This is a genomic window from Enterococcus sp. B2E4 (genome assembly GCF_030499455.1).
GTDB classification, from domain to species: domain Bacteria; phylum Bacillota; class Bacilli; order Lactobacillales; family Enterococcaceae; genus Enterococcus_D; species Enterococcus_D casseliflavus.
Map to the genome: position 1 here is coordinate 133,729 of NZ_JAUKPK010000006.1, position 13,071 is coordinate 146,799.

Here is a 13,071-nt window from a genome sequence, read left to right on the forward strand (position 1 = left end):
CTTTGTCAGTCCTTCATTTTGATCCTATTGTACGAGTTTGTGTGATTTTTTACAAGCGAATCTCAAAAAAGCAGAAAAAAGAACCAGCTAGACAAACGTCTAACTGGTTCTTACATACATCGTCTTGAAAAGATAATGGCGTGATAAACATAGAAAAAAAAAAATTATTGCGCTGAAATAGCGATCCCAATAGCTTTTTCTCCTAAATGCGTGCCGATAACTGGTCCGAAGTGACCAATCTCAATTTCTGCATTTGGGTATTTCGCTTGTAGCTTCGCTTTTTCTTCTTTCGCTACTTCTAAATTGTTGGCGTGGATTACATAAAATTTAACAGGCAATGCGATTTCTTGCTCCCGTTGACCAATGATATCTTCTGCGCGATTGAATGCTTTTTTACTGGAACGAATGCGCTCGTAAAGCACAATTTTTCCTTGATCAAAGGTCAAGATCGGTTTGATTTTTAATAATCCGCCAATCAAGGCTGCCCCATTGGTTAAGCGACCGCCGCGAACCAAGTTATTCAAGTCGTCCACGATCAAATAGGCATAGGTATTGTCTCTGATAGTGTCCAGATGGGAAATGATCTCTTCGACGGTTTTGCCTTGACTTGATAGATCAAGAGCGGTTTCTACCATGTGACCCATCGGCATACTTGTGATTTTCGAATCGTAAGGAATGATTTGAACACCTTCGATTTCATCGGTGATTCCATACAGCGTTCCGATAAATCCAGAGATACCGCTTGATAAGTGGATACTAATGATCGTGTCGTAACCGCGATCTTTCAATGACTCATATAAGGCTAACACTTCTCCTAATACCGGTTGAGAAGTGGTTGGGAATTCTTTGCTGTTTTTCAGCAAAGCGTAATACTCATCAGCTTCAATGTCGATACCCTCATTGTAGACTTTTCCATCTAAAATAACAGGAATCGGTATGATAAACAAATCTTCATGGTTTTTGATCCGTTCCGGCAGATAAGCTGTACTGTCAGTAACAACGGCTAATTTCATTCTTTTTCCTCGTTTCAACAAATTTCAAACGTCATTAATAATATAGCATAAATTTACTTACTTTCAAATGGTTTTCAGAACTTTTCATTCTGCTTACTCATTAAGAAAATTCCTGATCGCTTGTTGATTGGTTTCAAGATTGACGACTAACACACTTCCAGCACTCGCACTTGAACCGTATTGCCAAGAGTCAGCGACTGGGACAGTCAAGCTGTCGACTCCTCCCGCCCCTCGAGCAATCGAGAAGGTATTTTTTAATAGGAAAGACATTGGCAGGTTGGTGGAAGCATAGCCTAAGACTTTTCCTGCTGCATAAGGCAATTTTAAAATAGCTAAAGGATTTTTCATTTCGCTAAAGATCGCATCCATTACTTGCTGCTGTCGTCTTACACGACCGAAGTCACCTTCTTCGTCCATCCGAAAGCGTGCGTATTGCAACAGCTCAAGCCCATTCATTTGTTGTTGCCCTTGTTTGATGGCAACTTCAAGATTTTTACTCATATCTTTTTCCGCGTTGATAGCAACACCTGAGGGAAACAGTGTGTCGATCACTTTTTCAAAGGAACGAAAGTCAACTTTTGCATAATAGTTGGTTTCTAGCCCGAAGTTTTCCGCTAACGTTTGTCTGACTAAATCAGCACCACCAAAGGCATACGCCGCATTGATCTTGTTTTCGCCATAACCGGGAATCGTAACTAAAGTATCCCGCATAAAGGAAAGCAGCTTCGGTTGCTTACTGGGACCATCTAATTGCAAAACCATAATAGTGTCTGCGCGTCCAGCTTCTCCTTCACGACTATCACTACCAATGAGCAATATATTACGAGCACCATTAGCAGCGGCCGTACCATTAAAGGTCTCTTCATCAGTCGTAGCAAAAGCAGCGTCACTTCTTGCGACTTGCTGACCGACAAGAAAAGCAATTAATGAATAGGCAAAAAGCACCAATAGTACCCGAACCACAATACGCAGAACTGGGTGCTTCCGCTTTTTCTTTTGTTTGGGTTGCTTGCTCTTCTTAAGCTTTTGCGGTTTTTGTTTGCTTTGTTCCTGACCTTGATGCATCGCAGGTCTCTGAGCAGATAGCGGGGGGATTGCGCTTTTTCGTCCCTCAGATTTTTTTATTCCTACTTGTGACTGTTTTCGGGAACTTTGAGCCGCACGAGGGTCGCTTGCCCTAGGATGCTCGATGTTTTGAGACAAAATGTCTCTTACTGGCTCATCAGCAGACGAAGTAGAATCACTCGGTCTGATGCGCTGGTTTCTTCTTTTGGCTTCTCGGCGGGCAAAGATACTTTCTTTGGCTGCCTGACTGGATTCCTTTTCTAGCCGTTCATGCAGTTTTTTATTTTTTTCCATCCTGCTCATTGCTTCTGATCCTCCAACTAAAAAATAGCTCTCTGTCTATAAGGATACCCTAGACCTTATAGAAAGAAAGCTATTTTCTGAAATTTTAACCTTTTTCTAGGAAATTTCTTCATTTTTCTACCTTAGATGCTTTGATGCTCCTTGTCGTGTGCTCACAAATCCTGCTTGCTCATAAAATGATTTCACTTGATTTGCCGACCAAAAGTTTAGTGAGAGATCATCGAAGCCTTTTTCCAGCGCAACGTTTTCAGCAAATGCCAACAATTGTTTTCCAATATGCATCCCTTGGTACCGAGGGTCAACAGCGATCGCTGCAATTTCCAGCCACTTTCGTTCATGCATCATCGCATTTTGTGGCAAACGGACCTCTTGAAGATGCACAAAGCCACAAGGCTGTTCCGCCAACCAAGCGATAAAAAAGTGGTGGCTTGGCTCTTGCAGCTGCTGTGTGATTGCTTGTTCAAATCTTGACTGATCAAAGGGCTTAAAAATCGTTGGGTACCATTGATGGTGCTGCGTTTGGATCTCTTTATGAAACGTTGCTAAAAGTGTTTCATCTTGGCTAATTTTTATTTTGACTTGAGTCATTTTTTGTCACTTCCTCAACAACATTTACCGAGTACACGCCGAGAAGATGGACGTGTCCACCCAACAACTGAATCTCTTCAAAGGCATTTACAATCAGTTGCCACGGTTTGTCCATCACCAGATCGATCACGAAAAAGTATTCCCCTAAGGTGGTTTTTGACGGTCGCGATTCAATTTTGCTTAAATCAATTTCTCGCCAGCCAAAGGTTGCTAAGATTTTGTGCAAGATTCCCGGGCGATTTGCTGGCAGCGTCACAAAAATCGTTGCTTTCTCGACGGTCTGCTCTGGTAATTGGGTGTTTGCTGCTTTCTTCGTCAAAACCCAAAACCGGGTTTGATTAAAGGCAACATCTTGAATATTGGTTTCTTTGATCGTTAACTGATAAGCCAAAGCGGCTTCTTTGGAAGCAATCGCCGCAACTGCTTCGTCTGGATGTTTTGCTACGTAGGCTGCTGCAGTCGTTGTGGAAGCAACCGCCTCAACAGTAGCTCCAGGAAATCGGGCTTCGATGAAGTCGGCACATTGCGCCAAGGCTTGCGGATGAGAAATTATCTTAGTGATAGGACGGTTGTCTTTTGCTATTTGCTGAGAAACTAACAATTGATGATTGATCGGTAAAATAATTTCCTGTTCGATGCTCAATTGATTTTGACGAAACAGTGTATCAATAGTGGCATGAACGGACCCTTCTAATGAGTTCTCGTTCGGAACGACCGCACGATCGATCACACCGTTAGCTAGCGCTTGAATACAAAGTGGAATCGATCCATAAGGGATACAGGCATTTTCTGGATACGCTTCTTGCGCAGCTAAATGCGTAAAGGAACTTTTCGGTCCTAAATAACCAATCTTCATTTTATGCACCTGCTTTGATCAAAATTTCCTGTACGATTTCTTCTGGTGTTTTGTTCGTCGTTTCAACGATCAATGAAGCAGTTTCTTCATAAAGAGGGATCCGAGGACGGTAAACAGCCAATATTTCTTCTGGTGATTTTGAGACGACTAAGGGACGAATGCTGCCAGTATCCGCCTTTAAGCGATGGATCAGTTCCTCGGGATCTGTTTTTAAATACACGACGAGCGGCATCTCTTTTAAAAGCTGACGATTTTCTTCTTTTAATACGATGCCCCCACCAGTGGAAATAATTTGTTCCTTTGCCAAAGTTTTAGCTAAAATATCCGTTTCGATTTTGCGAAAGGCTTCCTCACCGTGTTGATCGAAAAAGTCTTGAATGGTCATGCCGATCTCAGCAACGATCAAGTCATCAAAATCCACATGAGACTGTTTCGTTTCTTCAGCCAAAAGACGACCAATCGTGGTTTTTCCAGCACCCATAAAGCCAATTAATATCACTTTTTTCACTCGCTGTTTCCTCCTTTAGCCAAACGTGCGACATCCTCAAAAAAATCAGGATAAGAAACTGCTACGGCTTCGGCTTTTTCTAATTCTACCTCTTCATCTGTCAATAAGGCGGCAATTTGCAGCATCATGCCGATGCGATGGTCCCCCCGACTTGACACACGTCCGCCATGCAAAGGGGTTGGACCGTTGATGATCAACCCGTCCTCGGTAGGAGTGATGTCCGCTCCTAGTTTTGTCAACTCTTCGGCAGTTGCATCGATTCGGTTGGTTTCTTTTACTTTTAGTTCTTCCGCATCTTTGATCACCGTTTTGCCATGCGCCTGCGTGGCTAACAACGCAATGATCGGCAATTCATCGATCAAGCGTGGGATAATATCGCCAGCGATGGTTACTGCCTGCAAGGTAGAACTTTGAACGGTAAGGTCAGCTGATTGATTCTGATCGTCTTGATTAGAAAAAGCAATCGAAGCACCCATCTCCTCTAGTACGTCAAGAATTCCTGTACGAGTGGGGTTGATCCCGACATTTTTTAAAACGATCTCACTTTCTGGCATAATCGCGCCGGCTGTTAAGAAAAAGGCAGCGGAGGAAATATCACCGGGAACAACTACTTCTTGTCCTTGGAGTGTTTGAGGTCCCGTCACAGTGATCGTTTTGCCTTGTGTTGTGATGACACCACCGAATTGACGGATCATTTCTTCGGTGTGGTTGCGGCTTGTTTCTTTTTCAATGATCGTAGATGTACCTTGTGCTTGTAGTGCCGCAAAAATCAGCGCTGATTTTACTTGAGCACTTGCTACGGGCATCTGATAATTGATGGGATGTAATGAAGCCGTGCCATTGATGGTGATCGGTGGGAACTCCGTCTGTTCATGCCCTCTCACATTGGCACCCATTTCTCTTAATGGCAGCATCACGCGATTCATTGGTCGTCTATTCAATGAGTCATCACCGAATAAGGTAGTTGTAAATGGCTGTCCAGCCAAAATCCCCATCATTAGACGAATCGTTGTGCCAGAATTACCGATATCGATTGGTTCGTCAGCAGGCTTAAGACCATTAAAGCCCTGTCCTTCAATCGTGATCGTCTGACCGTCATCATGGATCGGAACCCCTAATGATTGAAATGCATGAAGGGTGCTATAGCAGTCTTCTCCACGTAAGAAATTTCGGACAGTCGTTGTTCCTTCAGCTAACGCCCCGAACATGATACTGCGATGTGAGATCGATTTGTCAGCAGGGACCGCTATCGTCCCTTTTAAATGTGTTGCTTTTTTTAGTTTCATCCCAGCCTCCTATTTTTTTCGACACGAATAGGTCGTCTTGTTTTGGATCAGCTGCTCTGCTTGCAGCAAATCATTTTGCGTTTTGAATGAAATCTGTAAAACACCAATGATATCTTCTCGAGTTTCAAGAATTTTTAAGTTGATCAAAGAGAGCTGATGTTCGCTCAATAGCCCCGTCACTTCAGCGACAACACCGGGATGATCCGGTACATCGATGAATAGATCATAGAATGCCGGGATCGCGCCATTTTGATGAACAGGCAATTGATCCCGTGTTTCCTTCGCGGATTCAAAGAACCGAAAGATCGCCCGTTCGTCTTTTTCCTGCAACCAGTGAGCCATGGTCGTCATTTGTTTTTGCCACTCATCGATCAGCTGCAGTAGTTCCTGTCGATTACTCAATAAGATATCGGTCCACATGCGAGGATCTGAAGAAGCGATGCGAGTGATATCGCGAAAACCGCCTGCTGCAAGTTGTTGCGCTCTGGGGTGGGCTTGGTTGAAAGCGTCTGCCTGATTGACTAATCCAGAAGCAATAATATGGGGCAAATGGCTCAACATCCCTGTGATTTGATCATGCTCTTTTGGCGCAAGCGCCACATATTTGGCTCTGGTGCCGCGAAAAAGCTCTTGCAGCTCTTCCATCCGCTGACTTTTCGTCGGTGTGAAGATATAGTAAGCATTCTCGAAAAGGTTCTCATCGGCTGCTGTGATCCCTGATTTATGAGAGCCAGCCATCGGATGGCCCCCAATAAAATCAAAGGAAAAGGACTCGGCGAATTGGGTGATTTCCGCTTTGGTACTGCCGGTGTCTGTTACTAGCACCGAAGGCTTTAATGAAAGTACCCCCAGTTCGGCAAGATATTTTTTGGTGATCTCTACCGGCAATGCCAATAAAATCACGTCGGCACGGACAGCACCTTCTGAAAATGAAGGGGGCACTTCGTCTACTAAACTTGTTGCTAATGCGATCTCATTGGTTTCCTGACAATCCCAGCCCATCAAATGCACTTGCGGATGTGCCTTTTTGATACATTTTGCTAAGGAAGCGCCGATCAATCCTAGACCGGCGACAAAGATATTTTGGTTCATGAAAAGAATCCTCATTTCTACTGGAATTTTTGCTGGTTCTTTAATCAGTAGGTTAACAAGTATTCTCGATACGCCTGAACAGATGCGGTCAATTCTGCGAATGAATCACTTGGGAACTTTTCTAATAGTTCATTGGCCACCACTGTCGCCACCACACTCTCACAAACAACACTGGCTGCTGGTACAGCGGTGCTATCTGAGCGTTCGACGCTTGCTTTATACGGTTCTTTGCTGTCGATATCCACACTTTGCAACGGCTTGTACAAGGTCGGGATCGGCTTCATAACACCACGAACCACGATTGGTTCACCGTTCGTCATGCCGCCTTCAAACCCACCAAGGTTGTTGCTGCGACGGGTATAGCCTCGTTGTTCGTCCCATAAAATCTCATCCATGACTTTGGAGCCTGGCAAAACACCAGCCTCAAAGCCAACGCCGAACTCAGCACCTTTAAAGGCATTGATGCTGACCACGGCTTGGGCGATTTTCGCATCAAGTTTTTTGTCCCATTGCACGTAACTGCCTAAACCAGCAGGAACGCCGCCAACAAGTACTTCCACTACACCGCCGATCGTATCGCCATTTTTCTTCGTTTGATCGATCAGCTGCTTGATTTCTTCTTCGACTGACGGATCTAACACCCTTACTTCTGAAGCTTCAGAGCGTTCTGCGATTTCTTTGACGGTCAACCCTTCAGGAATTTCCGCTTTGATGCCGCCTAACATTGTTACATGACCCGCCACATCGATGCCAAGCTCCTTTAAAATTTTCTTCGCGATTGCTCCGATGGCTACCCGCATGGTCGTTTCACGAGCAGATGAGCGTTCTAAAACGTTTCGTAAATCTTGATGATGGTATTTCATGCCGCCGACTAAGTCAGCATGACCAGGTCTTGGTCGTGCCACTCGTCGTAGTTTGCGGTCTTTTTCTGGTACCTCTTCGATCGCCATGACCTTGGTCCAGTTTTTCCAATCTTTATTCTCAACCACTAAAGTTACAGGAGAGCCTAGTGTTTTTCCATGACGGATACCCGAAGTGATACGGACTTGGTCTTTTTCAATCAGCATCCGTCCCCCGCGACCATAGCCGGTTTGTCGTCTCGCTAATTCAAAATTAATGTCTTCTGCTGTTAATGGCAATCCTGCCGGTAACCCTTCGATAATGGCGGTCAACTCTGGTCCATGTGATTCGCCTGCTGTAATATAACGCATGATCCGTTACCTTCCTTTCTTATAATAGGTAGTCTTTGATTTTTTCAGTCGGGATCGTCACGATTTTCGCCTGTCCGATCGCTTCTAATAGAATAATCTTCAATTGTTGCCCACGGGCTTTTTTATCATGAGTGATTGCTTGGTATAATTGCTCTTTATCTATTTCACTTGGTGTGATCGGTAAATGAAACTTCTCAACCATTTCTGTAAGCTGCTGGGTCGTACCTTTTGGTGTTAATCCGATGGCTTCTGCATGACGGGTGATCATGATCATCCCCATTGCAACCCCTTCGCCATGACTGGTGTCAAACGCGGCTGTTCTTTCTAAGCCATGCCCGATCGTATGACCGAAGTTCAGTGTCAGACGACTGCCATGATCAAAAGGATCTTCTTCTACTACTTTTTGTTTTACCTTTAAAGAAGCAGTGATTACTTTCTCAGCATGTGCCAAAAGATCGACTTCATCTTTCAAACCTGCTAACGTTTGCCAAAGCTCAGGATCTGCAATAGCGGCTGACTTGATGATTTCAGCAATGCCTTCTTGGACGCGTTTGAGGGGCAAACTTGTAAGTAAATCTGGATCGATCATTACACCGGCTGGTTGTGCAAATGTCCCGACGAGATTCTTGGCACTGCCAGTATTTACAGCTGTTTTTCCGCCGATACTTGAATCGACCTGTGCCAATAACGTCGTTGGAATCTGCAAGAAATCAATGCCGCGCATATAAGTAGAAGCAACAAATCCTCCAAGATCACCAATCACACCGCCACCAAGGGCAATGATCCCATCGCTTCTGGTCATTCCGAGTTGGGCAAGACCATCATATAAATTAGCTGCTTGCTCTAGTGATTTGCTTTTTTCGCCAGCTGGTACGACTAACAGTGTTGCCTCAAACCCTGCAGCGGTTAAGGAATCGACGATTTGTCCGCCATACAGGGGTGCGACGTTGCTGTCTGTAATGACGGCAATACGCTGTTTGTCCCACAACTGTTGCACCCAGGTTCCGACTTTTTGAAACGCCCCTCGTTTGATGAGGATATCATAGGAATGTTCTTCTAAATGAATGTGTAACATTGATTTTTGCACCTCTTTTATTGGTTGTCTTGACGCTTAGTCTTGCAACGCTTTGATTTCTTTCATCGCTTTTTCCATGATATGGACTTCTTTCATCATGTTCATGTACGTTTTTTCATTAAGTGATTGAGGACCATCAGACCAAGCATTGGCTGGATCTGGATGGATCTCAACGATCATTCCATCGGCGCCAGCAGCAACACCCGCTCTAGCCATAGGCGGTACGAGATCCCAGATACCTGTTCCATGACTAGGATCAACGATGATTGGGAAGTGGCTCAGTTTTTTGATGATTGGTACCGCACTTAGATCAAAGGTATTACGGGTTGCTGTTTCGTAAGTTCGGATCCCACGTTCAATGAAAATCACTTCACTTTTATCTTGAACGGCGATGTATTCCGCTGCATTCAACCATTCGTCGATCGTGCCAGAGATGCCTCGTTTAAGGCCAATTGGTTTCCCAGTTTTCCCAACGGCAGCTAGCAATTTGAAGTTTTGCATGTTCCGAGCACCAATCTGCAAAATATCACTGTATTCCGCAACCATATCGATATGTCCTTCGTCCATGACTTCTGTGATGACTTTCATGCCCGTTTCATCCGCTGCTTGACGAATGTATTTTAGCCCTTCTTCTTCCAGCCCTTGGAATGCGTATGGCGACGTGCGTGGTTTGAAGGCACCACCACGTAAGATTTGTGCACCACCAGCTTTAGCGATTCGGGCACATTCACGAATTTGGTCTAAGCCTTCAATCGAACATGGACCAGCCATCGTAACAAAGTTGCCGTCACCGATTTTCACGCCATCTACATCCACAACCGTATCTTGCGGATGGAACTCACGAGAGGTCAATTTGTAGGTGTTTGAGATCCGAATGGCATCTTCGACACCCTCGTAGCTGCGAAAAGCAACATCTTGGATGCGGCGGGTATCCCCTTTTAAACCGATAACGACCTGTTCTTTTCCTTGGTTGACTTGAACATCTAAGCCTTCTTTTTTGATTCTTGTTACAACAACTTCAACTTGTTCTGGCGTAGCGCCTGGTTTCATAATTACGATCATTTTTTCTTCCTACTTTCGTTTTTTTCTGTTTTTTATTTTTTACATGGATTCGATGAGTGCTTTGACTTTTTCAACAGGCATCGCTTTGCCAGTCCAAAGTTCAAATGCGGCTGCACCTTGATAGAGTAGCATGCTTAAGCCGTTTGCAGTTTTGGCGCCGACTGCTTTCGCATCTTTCAAAAGCTGCGTTTCTCTTGGATTATAGATGACATCATAGACAGCTAATGATTCCCGCAGGAGTGTTTTATCTTTCAGAGGACTTTCGGTATCATTTGGTTTCATTCCCACGCCCGTGGCATTTACCAATAAGCTGCTTTGATCGATGGCTGTTTTTAAAGCCATCTGATCTTCTAAGTCAGTTAAGGTAATTTCACAAGCTGTTTTTTGTGCAATCTGTGTTAATTTTTCTTGGATGATTGGATAAAACTCATCCTTGCGGTTAAAGACATGGATCGTTTTGACGCCGTCTAGTGCGGCTTGGCTAATGATCGCTGTCGCCGCTCCACCAGCTCCAATCACCGTCATGGTGTCGCCAAGGATGGATACTTGAATGTCCTCAAGAGCTCGCATAAAGCCGATGCCGTCTGTATTGTGCCCAATCAAGCGACCTTCTTGATTGACGATCGTATTGATTGCGCCGATCAACTCGGCTGCTGGTGAACATTCATCCATCAGCGCTACAGCCGCCATTTTATGAGGCATCGATAAATTGACACCTAAGAGGTCCAACTGACGGATGCTTTGGATACTAGCGGCTAAATCATCCGGCTCAACATCAAAGGCCAGATACACGGCGTCGGTCCCTTGTTCTTCAAAAGAAAGATTGTGCATCGCTGGAGAGATGCTGTGTTTGGCTGGTTTGGCAAATAGTGCCGCCAACCGTGTGTGTCCGGTTATCATTTGTTTCATCTGGTTCATTCCTTTCAACAAAAAAAGATGTCCACCGTAAATTTAAGAATCTACAGTGAACACCTTCAAACATTACATAACGACAGAGCCGATATGTGAATATAAAAAATAGCCACTATAGATTTTACGATCTACGTGGCTGCGAATTCATTACGAAATGCTCTAGCCATCATAGATACAAACTTAGCGTTTGTACCCATGCCTTCATGAATACAAACCTATCTAAAATAGCTAAAGTAATATTTATTCAGTTGTGTGGGGTTCGTTAGCAATAATTTTTGCATAGTCGTTCGCTCCAAACTGATGTAAGATTGACCTAAGTATAGGTTTAACTTTGAAAGATGTCAATGATTTTTTCTTATTTTTTTCATTTATTTGATTGTTTTTTTTGAAAACACTGTTCTATCAAGGGTTTATAAGTCATCCTCAAAGAACAGTAATAGTTCTGGTAAACTTAATTGCGCTTTTTCCTCTGCTGAAAGATCTTTGACGATCTCCCCTTTTCTAAGCAGGATCAAGCGGTCCCCGTATTTTAATGCATCTTCCATCCGATGGGTGATCATTAGACAGGTCAGGTTTTGTTCTTCCACGCGTTTTGCAGTGATTTGCATCAGCTGTTTGGAGGTCTTTGGATCTAAAGCAGCCGTATGTTCATCTAGCAACAACAGTTTTGGAGTTTGGATCGTTGCCATCAATAAACTTAGTGCCTGTCGTTGACCACCAGATAAACTACCCGTTGGCGTATCCAAATGATTTTCCAACCCGTTGCCGATTTCTTTACAAAGCGCAAAGAACATTTCCCTTTGTCCTTGGAGTTGTCGAAGACCAAGTGACCGTTTTTGCCCTCTTTTTTGGGCTAACAGCAGATTTTCTGCCACTGTCATACGGGGAGCAGTGCCCATTTTCGGATCTTGGAAAACCCGCGCCAAAAAGCGTGCGCGTTTTTCTTCCGAAAGTGTAGTCACATTTTGATCATCGATCATCACTTGCCCACTCGTCAAGGGCATGGTGCCTGAGATGCAGTTGAATAACGTGCTTTTGCCGGCGCCGTTTCCTCCAACGACCGTGACAAATTCTCCTGGCTTTAAAGAAAGATCGATTTTATTCAAGAGTACTTTTTTCTCATTTGGTCCGTTGCCGACAACTTTAAAGGCTTTTTTTAAGGCTAACATTATTCGTCCTCCGTTTCAAAACCAGTGCGTAGATGCAAGGCTTGTTTAAATTGAGGGATCAACAAGCAGATCGTCAAGACGATTGCAGAGAAGATCTTCAAGTAGGTCGTATCAAATCCAGCTTTGATCACAAATAGGATCAATAATTGGTAAATAATGCTGCCGATCACAATAGCGATCAAACGTTCCAGCAAGGTCAGTTCCCCGTATAACACTTCACCAATGATGATTGACGCCAGTCCGATAACGATCACACCGATACCTTTGCTAATGTCGGCATAGCCGTCATTTTGCGCAATCAATGCGCCTGAGAGTGCGATCACTCCATTGGAGACGATCAATCCAATGATTTTCATTCGATCCGTATTGATCCCCATCGATTTTGCCATATGCTCATTATCACCTGTAGCGATGTAAGCTTGACCCAAATTTGTATGGAAAAAGTAAACCAAGACGCCCCCGATCAACAAGACCATGATCAATCCAATGATCACCGTATCATAATAATTCGGTAAATTCATTCTAGTAAAAAAATCTTGAATTTTCGGTTGGTTTAATAAAGAGAGGTTGGGTGAGCGCATCACAAACAGCATGACCGAGTTCAATGAAGACATCACCAAGATTCCAGCTAAAATCACGGGAATTTTGCCTTTTGTATAAAGAAGTCCTGTCACACAGCCCGCACACATCCCAGCCAATACTCCTAAACAAGTCGCTAAGACGGGCGACACCCCATGGGTGATCGCTGTCACACAGACAGCACCGCCTAACGGAAAGGACCCTTCCGTCGTCATATCCGGGAAATTTAAAATTCGATAGGTCATAAAAATCCCTAATCCCAGGATTCCCCAAAGTAGTCCTTGCCCTATTGCTGAAACAATCATCATTCTTCCTCCATATTCTTACAAGTTTTCTCTTTCAAGACCCTCTC

Annotated in this window: 13 protein-coding genes; all 13 read right to left on the reverse strand. The window is 44.1% G+C overall.

The genetic code is table 11. The annotated features are described in order from the left end of the window. Positions 1 to 164: 164 nt before the first annotated feature. The 13 genes from Q1X33_RS07250 to Q1X33_RS07310 all read right to left on the reverse strand — a co-directional run bounded on the left by Q1X33_RS07250 (position 165) and on the right by Q1X33_RS07310 (position 13,024). Positions 165 to 1,013: a DegV family protein gene (locus Q1X33_RS07250; RefSeq protein ID WP_005235946.1), complete on the reverse strand. Its 849-nt coding sequence runs from the start codon at positions 1,011 to 1,013 to the stop codon at positions 165 to 167. 93 nt (positions 1,014 to 1,106) lie between these two features. After that, positions 1,107 to 2,381, reverse strand: coding sequence for an LCP family protein (locus Q1X33_RS07255; RefSeq protein ID WP_034877650.1), 1,275 nt, complete (start codon positions 2,379 to 2,381; stop codon positions 1,107 to 1,109). Positions 2,382 to 2,498: 117 nt separating this feature from the next. Then, positions 2,499 to 2,969: a GNAT family N-acetyltransferase gene (locus Q1X33_RS07260; RefSeq protein ID WP_005226093.1), complete on the reverse strand. Its 471-nt coding sequence runs from the start codon at positions 2,967 to 2,969 to the stop codon at positions 2,499 to 2,501. Further along, positions 2,944 to 3,825 carry a prephenate dehydratase gene (gene pheA, locus Q1X33_RS07265; protein ID WP_301969608.1) on the reverse strand — a complete coding sequence of 294 codons (882 nt, stop codon included), beginning with the start codon at positions 3,823 to 3,825 and terminating at the stop codon, positions 2,944 to 2,946. Before pheA ends, Q1X33_RS07260 begins: the two co-directional genes overlap by 26 nt. Before the next feature lies 1 nt (position 3,826). Beyond that, a complete protein-coding gene (locus tag Q1X33_RS07270) occupies positions 3,827 to 4,333 on the reverse strand; it encodes a shikimate kinase (RefSeq protein ID WP_005226095.1) in 507 nt (168 codons plus the stop codon). Next, positions 4,330 to 5,619 carry a 3-phosphoshikimate 1-carboxyvinyltransferase gene (gene aroA, locus Q1X33_RS07275; protein ID WP_005226096.1) on the reverse strand — a complete coding sequence of 430 codons (1,290 nt, stop codon included), beginning with the start codon at positions 5,617 to 5,619 and terminating at the stop codon, positions 4,330 to 4,332. Before aroA ends, Q1X33_RS07270 begins: the two co-directional genes overlap by 4 nt. Positions 5,620 to 5,628: 9 nt before the next feature. Next, on the reverse strand, positions 5,629 to 6,711 hold the full coding sequence (locus tag Q1X33_RS07280) for a prephenate dehydrogenase (protein ID WP_034868604.1): 1,083 nt from the start codon (positions 6,709 to 6,711) through the stop codon (positions 5,629 to 5,631). 44 nt (positions 6,712 to 6,755) lie between these two features. Beyond that, entirely contained in the window at positions 6,756 to 7,922 is a 1,167-nt protein-coding gene (gene aroC / locus Q1X33_RS07285) for a chorismate synthase (protein ID WP_005226098.1), read from the reverse strand. Between the two features lie 19 nt (positions 7,923 to 7,941). Further along, positions 7,942 to 8,997 (reverse strand): 3-dehydroquinate synthase, encoded by a 1,056-nt coding sequence (gene aroB / locus Q1X33_RS07290; protein WP_015509713.1) that lies wholly within the window; start codon positions 8,995 to 8,997, stop codon positions 7,942 to 7,944. Positions 8,998 to 9,033: 36 nt separating this feature from the next. Beyond that, on the reverse strand, positions 9,034 to 10,059 hold the full coding sequence (aroF, locus tag Q1X33_RS07295; protein ID WP_005226100.1) for a 3-deoxy-7-phosphoheptulonate synthase: 1,026 nt from the start codon (positions 10,057 to 10,059) through the stop codon (positions 9,034 to 9,036). Between the two features lie 39 nt (positions 10,060 to 10,098). Next, on the reverse strand, positions 10,099 to 10,968 hold the full coding sequence (locus Q1X33_RS07300; protein WP_034868610.1) for a shikimate dehydrogenase: 870 nt from the start codon (positions 10,966 to 10,968) through the stop codon (positions 10,099 to 10,101). A gap of 413 nt (positions 10,969 to 11,381) precedes the next feature. Then, on the reverse strand, positions 11,382 to 12,140 hold the full coding sequence (locus Q1X33_RS07305; protein ID WP_005226102.1) for an ABC transporter ATP-binding protein: 759 nt from the start codon (positions 12,138 to 12,140) through the stop codon (positions 11,382 to 11,384). Next, positions 12,140 to 13,024 carry an ABC transporter permease gene (locus Q1X33_RS07310; protein WP_010748362.1) on the reverse strand — a complete coding sequence of 295 codons (885 nt, stop codon included), beginning with the start codon at positions 13,022 to 13,024 and terminating at the stop codon, positions 12,140 to 12,142. Before Q1X33_RS07310 ends, Q1X33_RS07305 begins: the two co-directional genes overlap by 1 nt. Positions 13,025 to 13,071 lie beyond the last annotated feature (47 nt).